We start from the raw sequence: 24,501 nt of genomic DNA, 5'->3' as shown, positions 1-24,501 counted from the left end.
CTGCCAACTACTCATCACAAGTGCAGGCGTATTCAGCATTGCCGCATCCCTGGCAGGTGTGAAGCTGGAGCTTGATACGAAAGTTCTTGGATTTGGCGTCGGGCGTAGCTTTGGCCTGAACCACGACTTGGTAGCCGTCTCCCTCTGGGAGCTTGGTTTTGCTGACTAGCTTGCCGTCCTTGACCACAAAATCAATTTTCACTTTGCCGCTTGGGGCTTCGGCGGTCGCGGTGATGACTTCGGTGGTGGCGGGCTGGGCTTTCAGGGCGGCGTCATAGACGGCGATGCTGATGGAGCGGTCTTTCTCGACCAGGAACTCCGCTTGTTTGCCGCCGAGTTCCAGGAGGAGTCCTTTACGTGGGCCTGCCTTCACTTTGGCGTCGGCAAAGGCGGAGGTGGCGGCCAGGGCTGTGATGATGAGGATATGGATTAGTGTTTTCATGGTGTGTTTGTTTGGGGTCTGGTTTTCCGTTCGATCCAGTCGTAGAGCACAGGCACCACGAGCAGTGTAAGGAAAGTGGAGGTGACAATACCGCCGATGACGACGGTCGCGATGGGTCGCTGGACTTCAGCACCTGCTCCAGTCGCGAGTGCCATGGGCAGGAAACCAAGGCTGGCGACAAGGGCCGTCATGAGCTTGGGCCGCAGGCGGGTGAGAGTTCCTTCGACAACTGCCTCTCTGAGTTCACGGCCTTCCCTGCGCAGTTGATTGATGAAGCTGATGAGCATAATGCCGTTCAATACCGCGATACCGCTCAAGGCTATGAAGCCGACGGCAGCGCTGATGGTGAAGGGCATGCCGCGCAGTTCCAGGGCAAAGATCCCACCCGTCACAGCCAGCGGGACGCAAAGAAAGATAAGCGTGGCCTGACGCATCGAGCCGAAGCTGAGGAAGATGAGAACAAAGATGAGGCCGAGCGCCAGCGGCACGACGATCATGAGACGAGCCTTCGCTTCTTGCAGGTTCTTGAACTGGCCACCGAACTCAAAATAGTAGCCATCGGGGAAGGTAACTTTCTCGCGGATGATGCGCGTGGCCTCTTCGACGAAGCTCTGGGTGTCGCGTCCGCGCACGTTGATGAGGATGCTAACTCGGCGCTGGGCGTCTTCACGAGCGATCTGCACGGGCTGAGGAGTAAGCACGATTTTGGCAATCTGGCCTAGCGCGAGCATTCCCCCGTCCTCGGTGCGCATGGCAAGGCGCTTGATGCCTTCGAGGTCGCTGCGGTGCCCCTCGGAAAGGCGGACGACGATAGGGCTTCGGCGGTTGCCTTCGATCAACAGGCCGACTTCACTCCCCGCCAGCGCAGTTTCCACGAGCCGGTTCAGCTCGTCGGCATGGACGTTGAACTTGCGCATGGCCTCGCGGTCAGGCTGGATTTCGATCATCGGGTTCTTGCCGATGTTGTCGAACTCGGTTTCCCCACCGCCACGAATGCCAGTAATGGCAGCGCGGACTTCTCCGGCGAGGCGTTCGAGTTCATCGTAGCTGTCCCCAAAGACTTTGCACACGAGGTCGGCGCGTGCTCCCGCCATGATCTCATTGAAGCGTAGCTGGATGGGCTGGGTGACGAGGATGTTTTGTCCTGGCACCTTATCCAGCAGGGCCTTCCGCATGAGCTGCCCGAGGTGCTCTTTGGTGATGGCCTTGCCGCTCTCCTGCCGCCACTGGTCGCGTAGTTTCAGCATGAGGTATGTGTCGGCCACGTTCGGGTTCATGGGGTCCGTGGCAATCTCGGCAGTTCCGATTCGTGAGAAGATTTCCTTCACCTCGGGAAAGTCGCGGCGGATGACCGCTTCGCTTTGCTTTTGCAAGTCGAGCGATGAGGAGAGCGAGGCGCTGCTGCTGCGGATAAGCTGGAAAGAGAAGTCCCCTTCATCGAGCTGAGGGATGAACTCGGAACCCATGCGTGAGAGCACCCACAGCGACGTGCCAAACAGGGCGAGCATGGGCAGAACGATGAGCAGGCGGAAGCGCAGGCCAAATTGCAGCAGCGGTGTGTAGAGACGTTTGGTGAGGGTGACGAGCCAGTTGTCCTTCTCCTGGATTTTTCCGCCGAGCAGGTAGGAGCAGAGCACGGGCATCAAGGTGACGGCAAGAGCGAGTGAACCACCGAGCGCAAGCATCACCACGAGGGCCATAGGCTTGAACATCTTCCCTTCGATTCCCTGCAAAGCGAGGATGGGCACATAAACGACGGTGATGATGAGCACGCCAAAGAACATCGGATTAGCCACCTCCTTCGCAGACTTGAGCACCTCCTCTGTGCGTTCGCGGAGAGTCAGCGTGCGGCCCAAGGCGTGCTGCCGCTCGCCAAGATGGCGGACGATGTTCTCCACCATGACGACAGCACCATCAATGATGAGGCCGAAGTCTATGGCTCCGAGGCTCATCAAGTTTCCGCTGATGTGGTAGCGAACCATGCCCGTCATTGCGATGAACATGGAAAGCGGGATCACCAGCGCGACGATGAACGCTGCACGGAAATTGCCCAGCAATGCAAAGAGCACGACGACAACGAGCAAGGCCCCCTCTGCCAGATTCTTCTCCACGGTGGCAATGGTGCGGCTCACGAGATTGCTACGGTCGTAAAGTGTGCGGATGACAACGCCATGCGGCAGCTTAGGCTGGATCTCATCGAGCTTCGCACGCACGGCCTGCGCGACTAGGCGCGAGTTTTCTCCGGCGAGCATGATGGTGGCTCCCACAAGGGCCTCTCTGCCTTCGTCTGTGGAGGCTCCGGTGCGAAAGGCGCTGCCGATGCTGACTGTGGCAACTTCGCTGATGAGGATGGGCTTCACACCCCCTGCAAACTTGAGCGGTATGTTGAGGATTTGCTCCAAATCATTCACGCGGCTGGCAGCGCGGATGATGAGCTGCTCTCCCCCGATCTCCACATAGCCGCCGCCTGCATTGCGGGTGTTTTGTTCGACGATCTCGGCAAGCATGTCGAGCGAGAGGCCGCGTGCCGCGAGGCGTGCAGGGTCAGGCTGAATGACGATCTGCTTCTGATAGCCGCCGCTGGTGTTCACCTCAGCGACTCCCGCTGTGCCTCTCAGCAACGGCTTGACCTGATATTCCTGGATTTGCGCCAGCTCCATAAGCTGTGCCTCTCGGGTGGCGGGTTTGCTCTTTGCGTCCTCTGTGTAGTCGAGGCTGTAATAGAAGATTTCGCCGAGGCCCGTGGCAACAGGTGCGAGCTTTGGCGTGAGGCCGGGAGGCAGTTCATCAAGCACCGCCTGCAACCTCTCCGTGACGAGCTGGCGGGTGCGGTAGAGATCCACATCATCATGGAAGACCATCGTGACCTGCGAGAGGCCGAGCTTAGACAAAGACCGCAGCTCGACCATTTGCGGCAGGCCTGCCATCTCGCTCTCGATGGGAAACGAGACGAGCTTTTCGATCTCCTCAGGGGCAAGCGCAGAGACGGCGGTGTTGATCTGCACCTGCGGATTCGTGATGTCCGGCACGGCATCTATCGGCAGATGGATGGCCGACCAAGAGCCGACGCCGATGAGCACGAGCATGACGACCAGCACGGCGGCACGCTGCCGCATGGCAAGGGTGATGAGATGGGAGAGCATGAGGTGCTAGTGGCCGCAGGTGCATGCTTTGCCGCCACGCAAGACTTGCAGTTCGGCAAGCCAGAGAGACATCACAGGCGCGGTGACGATCTCATCTCCGGTATAAAGGCCGTCCGTGATCTCGACGTGCTCACCACTCGCCGCCCCAACTTTGACCGGCGTGCGCAGGTAGAACTCGTCATTCTTAGCATAAACAAAAGTGCCCTCGGCGGTGGTGAGCAGCGCGGCTTTCGGAATCGCGGTCACAGGATCACCCGCAGGAAAGCGGAAGGTGGCATTGAGGGCGCTGCCCGCTTCGATGGCGGTAGCCGTCTGCACCGTAACTTCAAAATCCCCGTGTATCACAGACGGCGCTTTCTCGATGCGTAGCACGCTGCCTTTCTCGGTGCCTAATTCCATCTCCATGCCGGGCAGCACTCGTGCCGCCTGCGCCTCGTTGAGCCAGCCGCTGGCCTCAGTGCCGCGCTGCATGCTCTGCACGGTGACTGTAAAGCTGGGTGCGATTTTCTCCTCCGAAACCTCGGCTGTTTTCAGGCCGATGGACTCCATCATGAGAGTGGTGAGGGAGATGCCTTTCCCCTCTTTGAACTGTGCGCCATTTTCTGGCGCGGGTTCAGCGGCATGGCTGGGACTGGCGCTGGATTCGGTGCAACTGCTGAGTATGGCAGCAAGGGGGATGAACAATGCGATAAGAAAGAGTTTCATGGCAGATGTGCGGTTAAGATTTCGGTGCGTTGAGGGTGATGAGGCTGCCGGGTGCTCCTGTAAGTTCCTCAAGGGTGAGCGCGGCTTCGAGCGCCTGAGACTGCGCCTCGCTGATGGACTCGACCGCTTCGAGATACTTGTCTTGAAGCTCGATGAAGGTGCCCATGGGCACGGCACCCAGGCGGTAATGGCGATCTGCCAGCGCGGCAGCCTCACTGAACTTTGCGATGGCATCGCCTTTCCAGAGCACAATGCGTGACTGCTGAGTTTTAAACATCAGCATGGACTCTGTGACCTGCCGCTCCACTTCGCGCTGTGCCACGCTAAGGGTGGCCTGTGCCTGCACCTGACGTGCCTGCGCTGAGGTCACTTCGGCTTTGCCCGATTTCCAGAACGGCAGCGGAAAAGAGATGCCAATGCCTGCCACGGTTTGATCCTCCTGCTTCTTCGTGTCCTGCACCTGCACGAAAGGGCCAATGGTGAAAGTGGGATAGCGCTCGTTTTTGGCGAGTTCGACTTTGAAGCCCTGCTGCTCCAGCTCCGCACGGCGAATGCGCAAGTCATAGTGATTCCTAATCGCTGTCCCGAGCAACGACTCGAGTGATGGCGATGTCTTCATGTCAAACGCGGTTCGCTTCACCACCAGCGGCGAGTCTGCCCGGCGGCCCATAAGCTGGTTCAACTCAAGGAGTGCCTTTTGCACTTCCACCCCTGCCTTGGCCGCTCTTGATTCAGCGACTAGCGCTGCCGCCTCGATGGTGACGATTTCCAACTGCGGAGCAATGCCCGCAGGCTCGCGCTGCACCATCACCTCCCGGAGAGAAGTGTATCGCGCTGCGACCTCATTCGCCGCGTTGGAAACTTCCTGCTGGGCGGCGAGTGTGTAGGCCAGCACCCGCACTCGTGAAGCGAGATGAAAACGGAAGCGCTCCAGTCCGAGTTCTGCGAGAGCGATGTCACGATTCGCGATAGCCTTGCGCAGCCCCAACCTGCCCGGCCATTCGATAGGCTGAGCAAGCGCAGCGGAGAAAGCCAGGCCGTTTGAATTGCCCTCCGCCGATGACAGGCGGTTCTGCCCGACCTCCAAACTAAGCTCGGGATTGGACTGCCTGCCCGCCGTGCTGCGTGTGGCTTTTGCCGTCTCGATCTCCGCCTCGTAAAAGCGAATCTCCGGGTTGGCCGCAAGCGTGCGTGAAACGAGTTCCGAGATGGAGACAGGCTCTGGCATCGTGCTCGCACCAAAAAGCGAGGGCAGGGTTGTCAGCAGCAAATATGAAATTAAGAGGGGGCGCATAACAGAGCGGGTTTGAGTGAGAAGAACAGGCATGAAGAAGCCTCGAAACGAGGTGTGCGGGCGACACCGATGATTGGGTGTGCATCGCTCCGGCGCGTCGTTCGCTGCCAGTCGAGGCAGCGCAGCGCACGGAAATCAGGCCAGTTCGGCAGGCGCACGCGCAGGCAATGCCGCACGGCTCACAAAAACCCACGTTGTCCGCAATTGCGGCGGCGCGGTCGTCATCAAAGGCACTGGTGACTCTTTGACTGCCACCAGTTCATGCAAGCGCATGATCTCGTGGATGATGCTCACCAACTCGATCATCTGCATGGCAGGAAGCAACACAGGGGCAGGCACCTGGCTATGCGCAAGTGTTGTGCTGGGGCAGGCCTCCGGCGACGCCGGGGTCTCTTGCTCCTCGCCATGCGTAGAACACCCGCAGCAAGCCTTCTTTTCCGCCTCCTGAGGCACCAGGCAGCACGCCGAGGCAGGCACCATGAGGGCCAGCAGGACGATAGCGAGGATTTGCCAAAGGCGTTTCATTGAAGACAGCTACTAGTCTCGCGACGCTGAGGTGCTGGTCAAACGCGTTTTTGATCAGCGGCCTATGTCGGTGTTCGTGGTGGGATAAGGGCAATGCGTGGGTTCGAATATAGGAATTGATCTGCAAGAGTCCTATTGGCACAATCAGAATTATTCTAAAACATGAGCCTCCCGTCTCAGACCCGCCCGGAGTTCCTCCAGGCTCGCATCCTCGATAAAGGGCCAGCCAGGGCGGTAGCCTGGGGAACCTTTCTTGGAATAGTCTCAGTGCTGCTTCCTGGGCTCCTTCTTTCCCACTTGCCGCCCATCGACGAGGTCAGGCTAAGATTTTCCAGTCTGCTGCTCTTTTCCTGTGCTTCAGGATTAGTGACCATCCTTTCGACTCGCAAAGCCTCGCCTTCGTTTGCGCTCACCCCATCCAGGTGGGGTAGGCTGGGGATGTCCGCCGGAGTGTTTTGCGCCCTGGTAGGAGGAGCATCTCTGACTTTTTTACATGTGCTGAAGGCGATGGCCGCCTCAACTGCGTCAACAGACCATGCTTGGAAGTTGGAGGCGTGGTTAGTTCTCGGGGTCTGTTTGGCAGCGTTGCTGCCTAGCGTCCTATGTGGCTTTGTTGGAGGGTTGATGGGTTTCCATATTTCAGGCGCAAAGCAAACCCAGCGCCAGGCGCCGGCTCCGCCTCCGACTAGTAGATTAGTAAAAGGCGTTCGATTCATTATCGCCATCATTGCGACAGTGGGCTTGGCGTCGCCATTTGGCCTGCTGGTCAAAGCGCGTGTGGTAGATCCTGCTCCGATTCTTCCCAAACCGCCTGTGTTTTTATATGAACCGCCTGCGGATATTGTCTCCGCTAAGGTGGGTGAACTTCAAGCTGAAGCCGTCAAGACGATCACCGGCATCCAGGGTTCCTGTCCAGTGGCGATGTCGCCGGACAACACGCTCATCGCCTTTGGAGCTTCAGAAAGCGCAGGGAGTGTAGTTGCCGTCTATGATCTGCATCGCTTTGTCCAAATTTCGTCAATCAAAGTGCCTGATTTCCCCAATGGAACCCTAGCTTGGTCACCTGATCAGAAGTCCATAGCATGCACGATCGGCGGCGGAGGTTCTCGCCGGATATGGATACTGGGCATCGCCGCGCAAACTTCCACAGAACTTCCGCGACCACCCGGGCGGGACGTGCCAGGCGGAGAGCTTTATTGGTGGCAAAAGGACGAACTAGCATTCTTTCCGGACGATGAGGCTAGTCTCGCTTTCGATCTCGACACCCTATTGTTCCATCCATTTGTTGAGTCTCCACACTACACAAAACTCGAGAGCAATCTGCAACAGCAGTGGAAGAATGGGCCTGTCTATGATTGGCCTCATCAGAACAGCTGGAAACTTGGGTTAAAGACATTGATCACTTCAGCCGTGCCACCGCCCAGGCGTAATCCCGAGTCTCCCTGGGAACTGTCGGGGCTTACAATCTGCACGTATGAGCATCCGCAACTCCCTTTGGCCTTTGGCATCTCTGCTATCTCCGCCAATGAGGGTGACCGCATTTTTTGCTCATCGGATGGATCAAAGATCATCCGCTTGCGTGGTGACGAGATTCTCGTGACTTATATGAAAAAGGTATCCCGTCCGGATGTAGTCTTGGAGGTAGAAATGCCGCGCCCATTCGAACAACTCGAGAGCGATGGTTTGATGAGCCGAGGAGAGTCAAAGGAACTATGCCTGTTCATCTGTCCCCCGATGATAAACCCGCTCAACCATGAGGTTGTCGGAGCTAATTACAAGAATGTGCATGCTGTTGCCCGGTTGCATGAATGGCAGGGGCGCAAAGCCACATTCATTGTGTCAACGTTCGACGGCAAAATCAGGCCCGACGATGTGGCCGTGACCTTGCATACCTGGAAGGAAGGTAAGATGTCCGAGTGGAAGGCTCCTGGCATTCAAAATTGGTGGGCACATTTTCGCTTTTTGTCGTCCTCGCCTCCGGAAACGCTGCCTGAGCTCGAAGACCCTCACCTCCTTAGCTTGGCGCAGGAGCCAACTTCAATGGTGGTGACAAAGTATGTGGAGAAACCCCGCGTAACGGCCACCCCGACTATATTGGAACCCATGTTGGCCCGTCCAACTTTGCCCATCTTAGGCTCACCCATCCCGAGTTTACCCATCCCGAGTTTACCTCTTCCAATCTCTCCATCTGCACCGCCAGTCACAACCTTGAGTGACAACGATGTTAAGCACTTTTTATCGGAACACCATGCGAAGGCTTCACGCGGAGACGTTGCAGGCATGATAGCTGACTACGATGCCACGGTGGACTTTCTCAACAAAGGGCGCATTCCAGTTACAGCCATTGAGGCCGAGGAAACAGCACAACGACAGAAGTGGCCTAAAGGCCAGGAACAGGTGGTCGATACCATCAATGTTTCCGAAAGTGCCGGTGTCTGGAGCGCGACATATACGATCACGTTTTATAACGAGAATGCCGCTGGCGAGTGGCACAAAGGCCGCGCTGATCTTATGATGAATTTGAGAGCTGAGGGTGCAAGGATCTACATCACGTCACAAAAGGCCAAGGTCTATGACGTGACGGATAGCAAGGAGTCGGCTCCCAAACCTCCGCCAGTTGCACCCGCGAAGGGACAGGCGTCAAAGGCCGGGACTATTACTGTTCCAAGACCATGTTTTGTTATGGTAGCCCGTCCTCGGGATCTACCTCAGATTGAGTTCACTGACCAGATCAGCTTTGCAAACGGCTTGATGTGGCATCGCACATATAGAGAATTGTCAGCTGATGGAAAAGTGCTGCGCACCTGCCGCGCCATTTATGAAGCCACTAACGGGGGTCAAGTAGACAGAAATAACGCAACATTTCGCATTGGCGTGCAAGGGTGGGATCGCGATTTCGGAGATGGACTTTTAACAGGCGTTTGTGCCAAAAATGCCAGGTCTTTAGTTGGTAGGACTTTCGAGTTCCAATTTGTCCCTGGAGGTATGGTCGAGAATCAGACAGGCATGGTCTTTCAACGCGTCGAATAGCATGTTGGGGAAAGCCTTCCCCTCGCTGCTACTTCGTGCGCAGCTACCCCTTCTAGCGGGGAGGTTTCCCCGCAACGCCCCTTACTGTCAATCCTGCCGCAGCTCGCACGCTCTCCGAGCCAGCTCGTTCCCCCCATAATTTCGCGCCCCGGTTTGCATGACCGGCTTACCGCCCTCCTTCGTCGGCAAGCCTCCCGGTCATGCTAACCCACGCGCTAGGACTCTCCCCGCCTCAGCCCGTCAGTCATCGCGCTCGTGCCTCGCCCGAATGGCAGACCAGTCGAGGCCCGCCTTTGGCCGCGTCCCCCATGAGTGGAAGACTGGACTCCTCCCCACCTTGCCACGAGGCTCCAGTCTTCCACTCCTGCGCCACGCGGGATCACGGCTGCGGAGAAAAACTTCGGGCGCCCGAAGTATTGTGACCGCACTATCCACACCCAACCTGACAGCCGCTGTCAGCTTCATGGTATGATTGGAGCATGCAAAAGATTAAGAGGACAACAGCGGGGGTGACTTTTGAAAGCGATGTGTTGGAGTTTATCGACAGTCTTGCGCGGGATGAGCAACGAAGCCGGAGCTTTATTGTGAACTCCGTTATGCGCTGGTATGGAAAGTGGCTGGCCGAACAAAAAGCAAAGGTCGAGGCGAAGCGGCAGGAGACGGTGATCCAACGCTAACCGCCATGCCGACAACGATGGATGGAGAGAAGATGATTCTACGGCCAGCCAATTCTTCTGAGCAGTCTGTTTCACCGTTTCTAGGCTTCAAGGCTCCGACGTCAAACACCACATATACTCCGAACCAATTCTTTGACGTCGTCATTCCGAACTTCTCGCGGGGAGTGGTGCGCATCGTGGCCTATCTGATTCGCAAAACTCTAGGCTGGTGTGATGCCAACGGGAATCCCCAGGAAACTCAGATCGAGGTGACATATTCCGAGCTGGAAAAGAAGGCTGGCGTCAGCCGGGACATGATTCGGCCAGCGTTGGACGCAGCCCTCTCATCCCATCTGATCGAATGCGTGGCCGTCGGCCGTCCCAAGCTTGCCCACGATGCCGGACAGTCATCCTGCTATCAACTTTGCTGGTCGTCGCTTCCCTACACGACGCGCAGCGAAGAGTTCCGTGGCTTCTTTGAAGGCGAAGGCAACCGCACGGACATTCCGAACGAGTTCTTTGATGTCATCGTCCCTCAGGAGCCCCTCTCAGTCATCAAGGTGGTAGGCTCGGTAATCCGGCACAGCATCGGCTTTCAAACCAAACACGGAAGACGGCGGCAACAGGTGGCGCTCTCCTACCACCAGATCGAAAACTATGCACGGTTTGGAAGCCGCGCCGATCTCGCGAAGGCCGTGCGCACAGCCATCGAGAAGAACTACATTTTGAGGATGGAGACGGGCGTGTTCAGCTACGAAGCCAGCGAGAGACGCCGTGCAGTGTATGCCATTCGCTGGTTCGATAATCTGATCAGTCAGAAAAACGAACTAGCCCCTGAACGGTCAGAAAAACAAACCAGCATCAGTCAGATTTCCGAACCAGTTGATCAGTCAGAAAAGCGAACCAACATTAAAACGAAACTAGGAAATGAAACTGGAAACAGCCATGCAGCGGCTGACTCCGACCTTCATCTAAAACTCGTTGCCACCGGATTCAGTGGCAAGACAGCCACCAAGCTCATGCGTGAGCACAGCCGGCAGGACATCGAAGAACAGATGGCCTGGCTGCCGGGTCGCTCACCAGCGAGGAGTCCAGCAGGGCTGCTGCTACGAGCCATCGAACAGAGATGGCCCGCGCCCATAAAACTTCGGGCGCCCGAAGTTTCGGGAACCGCTGGCTGGGAGTTCGCCCGCTGCTTTTACGCAGCCTACGGCGGGAATCACGGTGAACCCGTGAATGACCCTTCACCACGAGAGGCGCAAATCGCAGAGGTATTCGTGCAGCGGCTCTCGAAAGCCCGCCCTGGTGAAAGCACCCCAGGGGAGTGGGGCCGCTTCCTCGGTCAGCTCGCACGTGAGCAAAGAAACCCGTTTCCATCACTCACGCTTGCTATCCGCCAGCTTGGAGATGCCTACCTGATGCAGATAGAAAAGCAACGTCTCCACGAGCAGCTCTCAAGCATCACTGAGCGTCGGCAACAGCACGAGGAAATGCACCGCGAAGCCTGGCTCCACTGGCTCGCGGAGCAGGAGGCGGAGACACGGCTAACCAGCCCCGGAGAGTATGCGCGGTTCACCGCCAAGCGGGAGGAAGATCGCGCAGAACTCAAGGCCGATCCGAAGCCCTGGTCTCGTCGAGTGCTGGAGCATTTTGATACCGACAGCGCCCGCCTCAACGCCTTCCGCGAGTTCTCCGGACTCCCAGGGTTCTGGCGGTGGGACGCGGAATTTAACAGCCAATCATTCAACCCAACATCATGAACATAATCACAGTCATCAATGCCAAGGGAGGTTGTGGCAAAAGCACCATTGCCATGAACCTCGCGAGCGGCCTCGCACGTCACGGACATCGAGTCCTGCTGATGGATCTCGACCCCCAGGCACAAGTCACCCAATGGCTTGCCGCAGGGGATGGTCTCACATCCGAGGGCACGCTCGTTTCCGCGCTCACGCGGCAGCAGTCTCTCAGTGAGGTCATTCAGCCGACGGGATTCGAGAACTTGTCTTTTCTCGCTAGTGCCGATGGTCTCGAAGACCTTGGGCGCGAGATCAGTCAAACTGATGGCTACCCATCCATGCTCACACAGTTGATTGCGGAGGAGCACATCGCGGATCGTTTCGACTTCATTGTCATCGACTCACCGAACCAGATCTCGCCGATCATGGAGAACGCCATCTTTCCTGCGGATGTCTTTATCGTTCCGTTCGAGAGCACGAAGGCAGTGAAAAGTTACGCCAGCATTTACAAGCTGCTCGTCAAGTTGCGCTCAAACGCAGACTTCCATATGCTGCATGTCCTGAGCAACCTCACGCGCTTGCCGGGTCTAAGAAAGCGCGTGCTCACCTTGCTTGCGGACGACCACATTCCATCAGCACGCAGCGAGATACGCTCATGTGGATGGATGGCGCAGGTGGACGAGAACGGGGGCAGCATCTTCCACTACCGTCCATTCTCAAAAGGAGCGCAGGACATGGCCGCCCTCGTCGAAGAGGTGCGGGAATTATTCACTCACGGGCCACAGGCCCAACCGGAGGCAGCATCACCAGAAGTGACACCCGTCACCTCAAATCATGATGCAGTCACCGTCCCAACCGTATGACCAAACTACCCGAAGGAGTCAGCCGACTCGATCTTGTGAAGTCCGGCCTCACTGGCGGACTGCCAAAACGAGGCCGCTTCATTGTCAGCATCGAACGCATTCAAGAAGACCCGGACAACGAACGAAAAGCTTTCCACAACATGGATGACATGATTGAGTCAGTGCGCCGCCACGGCATCATCGAGTCCATCACCGTCACCCAGGACGGAGACCACTATCGAATCCTGACCGGCCACCGCCGCTTCCGTGCCGCCAAGGCCGTTGGCCTCACCGAACTTGAAGTCCTCGTTCGCGAACCGGATGACCAAGTCACACGCCGATTCAAAAGCCTCATCTCCAATATCCAGCGAGAAAATATCGCTGCCGTTGAGCTTGCCGAAACACTTCGCGGCCTTTTGGACACGGGCGCTGTCACCACTCAGCGCGAACTTGCCACGCAGATAGGGAAGAGCGAGCAGTGGATGAGTTCGATGCTTCGTATTCTCGAATTGCCTGCACGAATGCAGGAAGAGTTGAGAAATACGCCAGGGATCAACTACGAAATGGCGCAGCGAATTGCTGGTGTTGACAGCACCGTGCTCCAGGAAGAGCTGGTGGCCGCAGCCGCAGCAGGGGAGAGCACCCGCAGCATCCGATCCCGCATTGATACTCACCGAGCTTTGCATGGAGGAGGGAAGGGCAGTCGGGATACCAGTTTACGCGCTGGCACCTCATTCCAGCTTAGTCATCGTGAAGGGAGCTGCATCGTCAGTGTTCGAGCTAAGCGTGAGCCTGGGGCGAGGGGAGACATGCTTGAGGCACTTCGGCGTCTTACTCAACAGGTGAGTGATGACGATTCACTTCGTTAGGCTGATCCTACCCTCAAGGCTTGACATTTTTTGACGCTTCCCCCATAATAGACTCAGCCTAAGAGGCACCCATTTATCTGCCCCCCGCCCGACACGCCGCAAGGACTCGGGCGGGGTTATTTTTGCCCAGATGTCATCAGAGCCAGCTCCAAAGCGAGCTATCATCTTCATTGACGGACAGAATCTTTTCCACGGCGCGAAAGAGGCTTTTGGGTATTCCTTTCCAAACTACGACGTGAAGAAACTAGCCGAAGAAGTATGCCTACGCCGGGGATGGCAGCTTCATCAGGTGCGCTTCTACACCGGATATCCTGACGCGGCGGACAATCCCTTCTGGAATCATTTCTGGACGGCCAAGCTTGCCCAGATGGGCCGGGAAGGTATCCACGTATTCAATCGCCCGCTACGCTATCGAAATCAGAGTGTGATGCTGCCGGATGGCGCCACACAAAACATACTGGTAGGCCAGGAGAAAGGCATTGATGTGCGGCTCGCCCTCGATGTGATCTCCTTTGCATGGCAAGACCGCTATGATGTGGCCTGCGTCGTCAGCCAGGATCAGGACTTGTCGGAAGTGGCCGATGAGATCCGCGACATCTCGCGCCTAACCCACAAATGGCTTCACATCGCCTCAGCCTTTCCCTTCAGCCCTGCCAGCCGGAACAAACGTGGGATCAACAGCACTGACTGGATCAAGCTTGATCGTGCCACTTACGACGCTTGCATTGACCCACGCGACTACCGTCCAAAACAGAAACCGTGACCACTTCCCTCTGACACCACATACAAATCGAGTCGTCAAGACCACGACCTTTACCAGGGCTGCTGCAAAGCAGCCTGTTTCTTCTCACAAACAGTCCTACAGCTCAAAGACACACACAAACTTCGGTCGCCCGAAGTCGCCTCAAGGACACAATCAATAACCCTTATTTCTGGCCGTAAAAGTGTCCTTGAGTCGGAAAAAAAATATTGTCCGACGTGCCAAAACCCCTCTCTCCACCCCTATTTACATGGTATGTAGGGGCACCCGAAAAGTCGCGGCGAGTGCTACCGCACTGACTACTGTTTCAAGGCTTCACTGAGCCGCGAATCGCTGCCAGGCCTTGTCACGGGTGCCCCCACGTGTTCGGGCTCAACGCCCGACTTCACGCGTTTTCCTCCAGCGACAAGGAATTGATCGACCTGCGGATAAAGGTCATGCCGGAACCGGGCTAACCGCCCTCGGACAATGACCAAACGCGTGAAGTCGGCCGTCGCGGCCAGCCGGCGAAACGCCGGACTGCCCTCGCCAAACACGTGGGGGCTACCACGCGGCTACGCCTGCCAATGCATCGAGAGGATAGTCCCGAACTCACTACGAGGGCCTGCTGGCGCGGACGACGGGCGCCCTCGGGAAGCTAATTTCCACTAGTTGCGCGCGTTCTCACCCCCGCCACCTTGCCATGTGATCTATTTCGACCACAACGCCACTACACCTGTTCTATCAGAGGTCCGCGAGGCCATGGTTCCCTACCTGAATGAGGAATGGGGCAACCCATCGAGCATCTATCGTTTCGGCGCACGGCTGAAAGCTAAGATTGAAAACGCAAGAAGCGAGGTCGCAGACCTAATCGGGGCGGAGTCCTCACAGCAGATCATATTCACCAGTGGTGGGACGGAGAGCAACAATGCGGCTATCCATTCTGCTAGCCTGTCTTCGCCCAAAAAGAGGCACATCATCACCTCGCAGGTGGAGCATTCTTCTGTTTTAAGCTATTGCCGCTTTCTCGAAGAGCATCAGGGCTTTCGAGTGACCTACCTGCCAGTGGATGAATTCGGTTTAATCTCACTTACAGATCTCGACACAGCGATTAGACCTGATACCGCACTTGTCTCTCTTATGTGGGCAAATAACGAAACAGGAGTTCTCTTTCCTGTCGGGGAGATTGCCAACCTCTGTCACAGTAGGGGCGTCCTTTATCACTGCGATGGAGTCCAGGCTTTGGGCAAGATCACCATGGATATTCGCAACATGGCCATCGATTTCATTTCAATCTCCGGACATAAAATTGGCGCGCCCAAAGGCGTAGGAGCTCTATACATTAAAAAGAGCACCCCGTATATTCCCTTCCTTCACGGTGGACATCAGGAGCAGTCTCGACGGGGCGGCACAGAGAGCATTTCTCATATCGTTGGTTTTGGAGTAGCTGCAGCTATATCTAGATCAAACCTACCATCATACGCCGCTTTTGTCGGAGCACTTCGTGACACTTTAGAGGAGGGCATGCTGAAACAATTTCCCTTTTCACGGATAAATGGCCACAAAACTCAAAGGCTCGCTAATACAGCCAATATTGCTATCAGAGGCTTGGATAGTGATATTGTGCTCACCTTCTTAGATGGCCACGAAATTTGCGCATCATCAGGATCGGCCTGCATGGCGAGCGCCTTGAGTCCGTCTCACGTCATTGCGGCGATGTCTAAATCACATGATCGTGCCAGCGAAAGTGTAAGATTCAGCTTATCGATATCCAATACCGAATGTGAGGTGAGCCGAACTCTGGAGATGCTAAGCCAACTGTCGGTCTTACTTGGTTAATTCACTGTTCCTCAAGTCTTGCGGCAATTCTTCCGGACTTCCAGACTCAGCCATGACATCCTCAGCTTGTTGAGGGGCGGGCTGAGAATCGATTTCATTCTCTTCAGCGCCAACATCAACTAAGGTTCCAGGGTCTTTCGCGTCGGATACAATTAGAATGACCGGCGAAATTTTATACTTGGCCTTGTGCATCATTAGGCCGTCTTGAGACACTCGAGTCATGTAGAAGGCAGGCATAGCTTTGCCAGACCCAGTGGTATCTGTCTTTGGAAACGTGACAGGAAGCAGCTCTTGGCTCATTCCAGCTTTCAGCGGCATGCCCCTTTCAAACATCGCAAGCAAGTCGTATTCCTTTTCCAAAATTTTGACCAGAGCAGAACGTCCTTCAGGGTGTAGCCGAGAATCGTCGATGAGCTTCCTCAGAGCCTTGCAGATGGAATGGCAAGTTGTCTCAGTCAGTGACAGATGATTTTGACGTTCGTCACCTTTTCTACCAACATAAACAATTCCCCTTAAGCTGTCCGCGCCGTCAGCAGAATAGTAAATTACTTTTTCGTCAGTTCCCGGAAATGCTAAAGTGATGTTTACCTCAAAAGCTGCCGGCATCGGGGCGGACACCCCAACTCGGCCGAGGTGAGCTAGCAGCTTCTGCTGCAACTCGACCGCATATAAATCACGAAGACGACCTGCTACATATAGCACGCCCTTATCGTCAAGGAGTTCTTCAAGGTGAGAATGTGAGATCGTCTCAACGTGCTCAAGATCCCACTTGATCCAATTCTGAGACCCGTCGGCCAATTCCATGACTGGCGTTCTAACCGGGCTATCCTTTATATACCAATCCTTCATGGTCAGGCTCTGGATTGTTCCTGCCAATAGTAATACACGCTTCGCTTCTCCTCTCTGGAGAGAACACGCAGGAGTCATCACGGCGAAGACACTTCCCTCATGGATCTCGAGTCGATGAGCGACTAAAGCCGCCGCCTTGTCTGCCTTTCCTCTCGACAGCAACAAATCTCCAAACACCACCTTACTACGCGAATTGCCGTTCAATCGCAATCTTGCGCGGTGCTGGAAGGTTGAGGCAAACACAAACTTTTGAAGGTCTGGAGAAGCACCGATATACCGTGGCGGGAAACTTGTGAAGTCGACACCATTCAACCGTTGGGCTGCATCAATAATGGTATCTTCAGCTTCTACTTCATGCTGAAGAACTCTATCCACAACATCGACAAAAAAACTTCCTATAGAGGCTTTTTCTTCCGCGAGTAAAAGATCATAAACCTGCCCAAACTCTGAGAGATCCAAAGTGCGCAGAAGATCTGTTGTGCGGACTGAAGCACGCTTGAGTGCATGCTGCCATGTATCTACAAAGGCAGATAACTTCAGAGATTCGTCTCTATAGGTTGCCAGACGATGCAATATCCTCTCTAACGAGTTAGGTTCAGCCAAGTCGCTCTTTCGAATGAATCGGAAGCCCGACGCAAACAGACCAGTCTCATCACGAAACTTAGCGTAATTGTCCTCAAGACGAGTGCTGCTGGACATCAACACTACCAGCGGAGGCGCAATCTTTCTCTTCTTAGAGAGCCTCGCGAGGCCATCGATAGACGTTCTCATATCACTCTCTTGTTGCCCGCTTCCGAGATAAAGGTCGATTATAATGAGATCTACTGATGCCGCCGCCTGCTCGAAGTTTCTGCCACTAAAGTCCGCTTTGAGACTAAAGCTCCCCAAGAGGGTCATCAGTTGATTGAGCTGTTGGTTAGCCCCGTTGCTGTCGGCGATATATCTCTCAAACAGGACACTGGCAGTGCCGAAGGAGAGTTGATCTCGAATTTTCCAAAGGATGCTTACGAATAGATCATCCCCAACCAGTTCATCACCGGACTGGGCGTGAAAAGCGGGATACTCATCTGCAATCTTTTGCTTATCCTCTGGCGTAAGGTCATCGAAAAACTGAGCCCACTCTTGCCTGTCAATCCATGCCAAATCCGATGCGAGTGGAACTTTGTCAAAGGCATCGTCAACAACAAGTGCCGAACGAATATTCTTTGATGCTAGGAGATCGTTCAGTGAGCTCATGGGACAAGGGCGGAATTTGGCATTTCAAAGATGAAGCGGTGCAACCGCTTGGTTTGAGGGTTAATCCCCTCACCCAAGGTCAGTGAACCGCCATGGTAACTGGCGCATTCGCGTGCAATGTATAACCCCATTCCTCGACGCTTCCCCTTCTCTTTGAGAGAGAAAAATAGACTAAACACACGCTCATGATTTTCGGGTGCTATTCCTGGCCCATTGTCGCTGAATTCAAAACCAGCGACATGCGCCGAAGTTTTGATGACGATCTTGGGCTTGAACTCCATCTCGCGCAGCGAACGCACCTGCATCCAGTACTTAGAGTTTGAGATAAGATTCTCCAATACTTGGACTATCATACCTTTCACAGCTTTCACTTTAATGACCTTTTCAGAAAGTCGGAGGTCAGCATGGATCTTGTGACGAGCAAATTGTGACTGATGTGCTTCAACAGTATCTCGAATCAATTGGTTAAGATCGAAGACTTCCGCCCTTTGCCGTCCAGACACACTCAGCGGATCCAAAACACGTATGCGTTTGGATAGGCTTTTCATCTGCGCGCGCAGAGTATCAAGTCCAGCGCGGATGTCGGCTGGATTGGAACTCTTTCTTAGCTTCTCGATCTGTTCCAATGCATTTTCAGACGTCCGAGCCAACTCATGAGCAACAACTTCGACCATAAGCCCGACGCCTGCCATCTCGATCATTTGATGACTCTCTTTCTCGACGTGCTCCGCTCTTTCCTGTGCCTTTCTCGCTAGTTCATTAAACTCAAAAAATGACTGCTGAAGTTCCTCTACAGTCGCTTTTTGCTCTCCAGAAGCAACTTTGCGAAGCTTTTTCAGCGCTGCATTCGTGCGATCTTCCAATGTCTGTATTCGTGCAGGAAGATCCTTTAACGGCGAGGGATGCTCTTTATATTGGTAAGTGACCTCCTGCAAAAATGAATATAACAGCTCCCGGATGGCATGCATGACGAGGTCGAAAAAAACCTGCTGCTCAGGGGCTTCTCGGAGGCCTTCGCGATTTGTCTGGTCCACTAGGTGCGGGTTTCCCATTCGTGAGATTTCGACTCGTCCCACAAATTGGGATTTGTTGAGAGTATATCCCTGACGTCCCAGCGCCTTACGATCCAGCTCCAGCCAATCGTCATTTTCTTCCCCATATGGAAAGACTCTGAAGCCATCTCTATAAAGAAGAATGCCAGACCACTTCTCCTGAAGTTGCTTCACTGCCTGCCTGTCTCCAATAGAGTCTATGCCTGCTAGCCTTTGGCGGTTATACCAATATGCCTCGAAGGAAAACGGGCCAAGAGTGGTTATTGCTCCATCAGGAACTCCCTGGGAAGTCCCGGAAGCTACGCTGAGCAAATCAGCTCCAGCAATGTCTATTACCTTAGTTTCTTGTGGGTGATCAAACCCCAAGTTAAAAGCTTGCAGCGTACAGCTGAACGTTGGCTTGCCATCCTTTAGGCTATATTTACCTGATACCTTAGCGTGCGAATGCTTCAGTAGATTGCTGTCCATCCAGGGTATGTTTTGGCGCGTTCCATTCCAGGAAAGAGCAATCCTGGGACGAGATTTCACATCGCAAAATGGATCAGTGAGTTTGGCAAATTCTTCGGAAGCAAATTTCATAACCCGCTCAGCCGTCCAGTCCTCAGCTAAGTCTTCGACAATGATCCGAGTTCCCGACCATCCTGGAGATGGCTTCCGGCTCCCGACTTTTGGAGTTACCACTATTTCATCGAGCATTAACTCCACGTCTTCAAATAATCTCCAGTTGATATCCAGGACATTCAAATGTGTTTCGGTTGAAAGACAAGACTCGACTCTCAAGCGATGCCCCAATCGCATTGCAGACAACCTTCCAATTCCCTTTTCCCCGAGAAAGGGAGTTTTTAAGTTCCCACCTCTCAGAGCCTTTGTTACCTCTCGCTTGCGTGACGGAGTTCCGATAACCAAAAAGCATTCCTTTAGCTGTTTGGCAGACATCCCGACGCCGGCATCAGAGATCACGATTCGGTTTAAAGACTGCACGTGCTCAAGGGCAGCGATAAATTTTCCCCGCGTGGCCGCTCCCGATATTAAGCTTTTCGCTTCTGAAATGAGAGTGTCGTCGGCATCCAAATTTACACAATCTAGAGCACGCTCCTTCAAGGTTGAAAGTAATAATCCCTGTTCAACACCCTGCCGGAGTCGCAAAAATAAATTCCGCCGCATGATGACGTGAAAATCAACTTCCACCCCAGTCTTCGAACCTGCATCGAATCCATTTTTGATCAACTCATAGAACGCAATAATATCGGAGCTAATCAGTTCCGATCCCAATTCAAGAATTGTGCGGGCAGATACCTTGAACATTCAAATTAAATTTTGTTATATGTGCACTAACTGCTCACTTTTGGCAAAGAAGGCAGGCCTCTACTGATGAAGTGCTTTCGCCAGAAAATACGGAGACAAGACTTTTGTCTATAGTCCTCACCTTAGATCGAATTCCACTCAACAGGATCTCGTCCCGGCGAACTGGGTTTAGCAGATCAGTAAGCGGCCCTTCAGACATCCATGTGAATTGCTTATTTGGATCGCTCGGATCGATGGTCTCGTATTTCATTGCCTCCTCAAACCGGTCTGGATATGTTTCATGGAGACGAATCCACTCATACGGCGTTTGGAAGAAGCAGAAAGTGCACCCCGAATTGGTGCGTCCCCATTTCATGAAGGTTGGCAAGCCCAATCCGCTATCTTCAAGGATTTGAATGACTCCTTTGTAGTCGATACCCGCTTCCCTCAAGGGGTAGCGTGTTTTAATATTTGGCTTAGTGCTGATGTATCCTACCCGGTCTTCATCCGCTCGAAGTCCAACGTAGCTAACTACAGGTTCTTCACCTACATGTGCTTCAAACGGCTTGAGTTTAAGCATCTTAGTGCACCAACGATTTTGCGGTGATGGCAGATACCCACCGAATACTTTGTGCCAGTGATCAAAGCCGGCTTTTGCGTTAAGGTAGGTAATTTTGCTGCCCAATTCAGCTTCAAGGCGAGCCAAATATTCATAGGTTTCAGGCAATTCCTTTTGAGTATCACAAAAGAGATACTCCATATCATCCCGCTTAAAGTGTTCCTGACCACGAACCCGCCCAGCCATCAGCAAAGCCATTGCAGAGCTATCCTTTCCGCCCGAGACGTTTAGCACGTGCCGGGCGGACGCGTCGCTTCCAAAGTTTTGGTCAGGTGGCTTCATGAGGTGTATCCATCATTTCCCAGAGTAGTTGTGACAACACTGCAACAGCTAGTTTTTTATCTTTTGGCATTTCATTCTGCAAATGTTTTCTTAGTGCTGTCATCTCCTTTGCCTTCGAGGATGTGAGGTTAAATACCTGGTCTCGCTCCTCGCCGCTGCGCCGTGTTAACGCGATCCGGACGGCATTCTCAGGCATTGGGCCACCCACACCGAAATGCAGTGACTCTACGCGCAGGAATTGCTGAGCAAGAGCCGCTATACCTTCTCGAAATGCCACCTCGTCTTTGTCGCGCCACCGAGATGGAGGAATTCGACTCACCAAGCTTCCCAATGATTCCAGCCAGACAGATTCTTCGGTCACATTGTCGATTAGCTTCAATGCGAAGGCCCTCAAATTCGAATTGGTGACACCTACGATGACGGCTTCAGCGCGCACCGCTACAAGCTCCCGCCAATCGACGAACTCGGCTTCTTCTTCTCCGAATGCGGCCAGAATTGTCTGCGTCATACGCTTTCGGCATTCAGGCAATGCCCGACGGAGTTCAGAGATACCCTGCGCAAGCTTGGACGCGAGCTTGTTTGGATCTATCTTGCTGACGTCACCTTTCATGCCTAGCGCTTGAGGGATCGATTGAAACACCAATTTGGCGGGTTCTTCAGCAGCCAATATGTGCCTTCTCAAAGAGAGCGTGGAGTCACTCAGATGTTCTGTATGTTTGGCATAGTCCGGCAACTCGGCGACCATCAAACAGAGTGGGCGCACAATGGAAAGAAGTTCTGTTCGCTCTGCTTTTGCAAGCTTCATCACTTCCGCTAGGTGAACTAAAAGCTCCCTTCGCATTCCATTGATTCTACAAAGCTGGAACTCAAAGGTATCCGGAGCCTTGACCAGCCGCATCTTGAGGAACTCCTCCACATCACTCACAAAGCGCCCATCCTCGTAGATTGCTAGCTCGGCCTCGTGTTGCACATACACGGCCACGAGCAAGATCGGAATCAATCCATCTCTGACGCCAAATGGTGAAGCTCGCAATTCATCAATAATTCGATCCACTCTCACTCGAGCCTCCGGAACAATTTCCAGAAGGCTAATCACATGCTCCAATGCGGGACGTAGGCGGAGAGAATCCTTTTCTGGAAACTCAATACTCCAGCCGTGAGCTCGCTTGGCATGAATGCCAGAAGCTTTAAGCACCGAAAGATAAAGTGACCTTTCAGGTGGCGCCTTATCATCTGGAAGCCCTAAGGACGGATGATCCCCGTGATTTAGCATCAGCTCAAAGAGACGCTGGCGTGCTGCCGTTGCTGCGGAGCTAAGAGCATTGCGATTGACCAACTCGTTTTGCACACACGGAGCAAAACGAAAGAGATGGTCACAGAGCTTAGACAGGTAGGCCTGCAGTGATCCATCGTTGGCCAGCTCCTTTACCGATTCTCCATTGTATATCCACTGAATACTGGATTCACCGCTCAAGCTAAGTCCCCGGAATCCAAGATAGCGTTGCAGCGCATTCTCCAAGGCTTGATTCGCGTGCGCTATCTGCCGAGAAACCTCCTCGGTTGCGAAACGATCGTCCTTCAATTCGGGTGTATGCCCTTCGACATAGCTCCAGCGTTCAACAGCCAGAACAAGTCCATTCAAAACCTCCAAAGCGTCGGTCACACCAAAAATCACCTGATCGTTGGCAGCCATGCCAGCGAAAAGGCTTAGCGCACGCTTCCTCTGCTCAGCTGTCTCACTCAGGACAATTACGATAAGTCCATCCGCGGGGTGCTCGGCCTGAAAGCTGGACACATCTGCCGGAAGCTCACTGAGTGAGCAGAAGCGGACATTAAAATGGCGCAAGTTGCCTGTTTGAATGTAGTGGGCACGAGCCACGATGGGCCGCGTATCTAAGCGGCTGCGCAGCACTTCCGCGATATTCGTGACTTGTTGTATTGATTCTGAAGCCTTGGCAAACTCATGCTCAAGATTGACACTGGTATGAGACCAAAGCGCGTAGCCACGACGAGCTCCTCTGAAAAAGAGCAAATTCTCCTTTTTTAGCTTTTTTATCGACGCTGAAAGACCAGGCGGCTCACCTAGTGCCAAGCCAAGCAATTCATCGCTGGGGAGCAGATCCGTGATCGAATCGATAGTATTGAGAACTCCTACCGTCTTGAGTATGCGAAGTTCTAAATCATGCTCCGGTGGATAGCTCCGAATGACGGCATCGATATGACTCCAATGGCTACGGAAGCTCTGAACACCCAGGCGGTTTCCAAAATTATGAGCAATGAAATCATAAAACTCCGGCAATCGATAGATCGAATCTAAGCTGCATTCCTTTTGAGCGAAGTCTTGCAGTGCATGCGGCTCAGAGGAAAGCAGGAAGCTGAACAATGAACGTTCATTCTGGCCAAACCGGCGAAAGAACTTCGCAAGCACCGGCACAACTGTGGGATGCAGAGGATATAGGCTTGAGGAAAGATCGATGAGCGCCTTCCGTCCGGCATTGGCACCAAAGAGGCCGAGATCGACCGCCTTACGCATATCTGCGCAAGCGTCAGTTTTCCAACGTCGAGGACACTCTTCTTCCTTCACATTCATCGCTGCGCTTAACAAGGCGGCGATCTGGCCGAGAGGCTGAGAAAAGACGATTTCCTCGAAACGCTCCGCAACTTTCTCCCACTCTCGTTGAGCCTGTTCAGACAGTTTGTCTGCATAGGTGCTAAATCCTTGATGCAAAAGGCCTATAGTAAAAAGACAGTTTTCACCGCTTCGCGCGGAGGCCTCGCCCAACTGTTGAAGAAAGTACACATCCTGCTTTTCGGGATGAAGGGCGGAGTATTCGAGAAACTTTCCCAGTTCATCTATGATAACCAAAACCCCGTCAAATAGCTCTTGCTGACGCAGTTCCGCTGCGGCCTGCGTCAGCAATGAAATGGCGCGTTGGTCGATATTATCTTTCGAGCCAGCAAGAGCTTCATTCACTGCAGATCTAACTTTGAGCTTTTTCCGACCGTCCACATTTTGGCTAATAGACAGGGAGAGGCCGTTTAGCAAAGCCAACGACATTTGCTGTCTTGAACCTGTAACCAAAATCGGCAAAAACCCTCGGCGCGATCGAGCCAGTCCGAGATCTCCCTGCAGGCCGCGAAGGTGCTTCGGCAAATGGGCGTGATTCGGAGAAAGCAAATTGGCCAGCAAGAGGGCGAAGCTCGACTTACCTGAGCCAAAGTCTCCCGTGATGCGCCAACAGCGATTGCCAGACTGGGATCGCATTCCTTTCAACAAACGCGACAAATTCACATGCGCGGTGGGAGTTATCACATAGCCACTGAGAGCTTCCGGATCGTGAAAGTCCCTTTCCAATTGA

Annotated in this window: 16 protein-coding genes; 7 read left to right on the top strand and 9 right to left on the bottom strand. The window is 54.0% G+C overall.

Annotation, left to right across the window (positions count from 1 at the left end):
• Positions 1-7 precede the first annotated feature (7 nt).
• The 5 genes from BGE01nite_RS18705 to BGE01nite_RS18685 all read right to left on the bottom strand — a co-directional run bounded on the left by BGE01nite_RS18705 (position 8) and on the right by BGE01nite_RS18685 (position 6,109).
• Positions 8-442, bottom strand: coding sequence for a hypothetical protein (locus BGE01nite_RS18705; protein ID WP_146852445.1), 435 nt, complete (start codon positions 440-442; stop codon positions 8-10).
• Positions 439-3,585 carry an efflux RND transporter permease subunit gene (locus BGE01nite_RS18700; RefSeq protein ID WP_146852443.1) on the bottom strand — a complete coding sequence of 1,049 codons (3,147 nt, stop codon included), beginning with the start codon at positions 3,583-3,585 and terminating at the stop codon, positions 439-441. Before BGE01nite_RS18700 ends, BGE01nite_RS18705 begins: the two co-directional genes overlap by 4 nt.
• A 6-nt stretch (positions 3,586-3,591) precedes the next feature.
• Positions 3,592-4,290, bottom strand: a complete 699-nt coding sequence (locus tag BGE01nite_RS18695; RefSeq protein WP_146852441.1) for a permuted SH3 domain-containing protein — start codon at positions 4,288-4,290, stop codon at positions 3,592-3,594.
• 13 nt (positions 4,291-4,303) lie between these two features.
• Positions 4,304-5,518, bottom strand: coding sequence for a TolC family protein (locus tag BGE01nite_RS18690; RefSeq protein WP_170266886.1), 1,215 nt, complete (start codon positions 5,516-5,518; stop codon positions 4,304-4,306).
• Between the two features lie 201 nt (positions 5,519-5,719).
• Positions 5,720-6,109 carry a hypothetical protein gene (locus BGE01nite_RS18685; RefSeq protein WP_146852437.1) on the bottom strand — a complete coding sequence of 130 codons (390 nt, stop codon included), beginning with the start codon at positions 6,107-6,109 and terminating at the stop codon, positions 5,720-5,722.
• A 624-nt stretch (positions 6,110-6,733) separates the two neighbouring features.
• On the opposite strand from BGE01nite_RS18685, the gene BGE01nite_RS18680 reads away from it, so the two are divergent.
• The 7 genes from BGE01nite_RS18680 to BGE01nite_RS18650 all read left to right on the top strand — a co-directional run bounded on the left by BGE01nite_RS18680 (position 6,734) and on the right by BGE01nite_RS18650 (position 15,820).
• Entirely contained in the window at positions 6,734-9,139 is a 2,406-nt protein-coding gene (locus BGE01nite_RS18680) for a WD40 repeat domain-containing protein (RefSeq protein WP_146852436.1), read from the top strand.
• 479 nt (positions 9,140-9,618) lie between these two features.
• On the top strand, positions 9,619-9,816 hold the full coding sequence (locus tag BGE01nite_RS18675; RefSeq protein ID WP_146852434.1) for a hypothetical protein: 198 nt from the start codon (positions 9,619-9,621) through the stop codon (positions 9,814-9,816).
• A 5-nt stretch (positions 9,817-9,821) separates the two neighbouring features.
• The gene (locus BGE01nite_RS18670) at positions 9,822-11,555 is read left to right on the top strand and encodes a hypothetical protein (protein WP_146852432.1); all 1,734 of its coding nucleotides are present in this window, start codon (positions 9,822-9,824) and stop codon (positions 11,553-11,555) included.
• Complete coding sequence (locus BGE01nite_RS18665) at positions 11,552-12,394, top strand: ParA family protein (RefSeq protein WP_146852430.1); 843 nt, start codon at positions 11,552-11,554, stop codon at positions 12,392-12,394. Before BGE01nite_RS18670 ends, BGE01nite_RS18665 begins: the two co-directional genes overlap by 4 nt.
• Complete coding sequence (locus BGE01nite_RS18660; protein ID WP_146852428.1) at positions 12,391-13,242, top strand: ParB/RepB/Spo0J family partition protein; 852 nt, start codon at positions 12,391-12,393, stop codon at positions 13,240-13,242. Before BGE01nite_RS18665 ends, BGE01nite_RS18660 begins: the two co-directional genes overlap by 4 nt.
• 130 nt (positions 13,243-13,372) lie before the next feature.
• On the top strand, positions 13,373-14,005 hold the full coding sequence (locus BGE01nite_RS18655) for an NYN domain-containing protein (RefSeq protein WP_146852426.1): 633 nt from the start codon (positions 13,373-13,375) through the stop codon (positions 14,003-14,005).
• A 681-nt stretch (positions 14,006-14,686) separates the two neighbouring features.
• Entirely contained in the window at positions 14,687-15,820 is a 1,134-nt protein-coding gene (locus BGE01nite_RS18650; RefSeq protein WP_170266885.1) for a cysteine desulfurase family protein, read from the top strand.
• On the opposite strand, the gene BGE01nite_RS18645 is transcribed toward BGE01nite_RS18650, so the two are convergent.
• The 4 genes from BGE01nite_RS18645 to BGE01nite_RS18630 are packed head-to-tail and all read right to left on the bottom strand — an operon-like array spanning position 15,809 to position 24,455.
• On the bottom strand, positions 15,809-17,905 hold the full coding sequence (locus tag BGE01nite_RS18645) for a hypothetical protein (RefSeq protein WP_146852422.1): 2,097 nt from the start codon (positions 17,903-17,905) through the stop codon (positions 15,809-15,811). The genes BGE01nite_RS18650 and BGE01nite_RS18645 overlap by 12 nt on opposite strands.
• Complete coding sequence (locus BGE01nite_RS18640) at positions 17,902-20,262, bottom strand: sensor histidine kinase (protein ID WP_146852420.1); 2,361 nt, start codon at positions 20,260-20,262, stop codon at positions 17,902-17,904. Before BGE01nite_RS18640 ends, BGE01nite_RS18645 begins: the two co-directional genes overlap by 4 nt.
• 34 nt (positions 20,263-20,296) lie before the next feature.
• Positions 20,297-21,142 carry a phosphoadenosine phosphosulfate reductase domain-containing protein gene (locus BGE01nite_RS18635; RefSeq protein ID WP_146852418.1) on the bottom strand — a complete coding sequence of 282 codons (846 nt, stop codon included), beginning with the start codon at positions 21,140-21,142 and terminating at the stop codon, positions 20,297-20,299.
• Positions 21,129-24,455, bottom strand: coding sequence for a hypothetical protein (locus tag BGE01nite_RS18630; protein ID WP_146852416.1), 3,327 nt, complete (start codon positions 24,453-24,455; stop codon positions 21,129-21,131). The genes BGE01nite_RS18635 and BGE01nite_RS18630 overlap by 14 nt, the downstream gene beginning before the upstream one ends.
• Between the last annotated feature and the right edge of the window lie 46 nt (positions 24,456-24,501).

Source organism: Prosthecobacter gellanilyticus, from assembly GCF_007992435.1.
Lineage (GTDB): Bacteria > Verrucomicrobiota > Verrucomicrobiia > Verrucomicrobiales > Verrucomicrobiaceae > Prosthecobacter > Prosthecobacter gellanilyticus.
The sequence above is the reverse complement of the archived record's forward strand: the minus strand, read 5'-3'. Positions and strand labels throughout refer to the sequence as shown.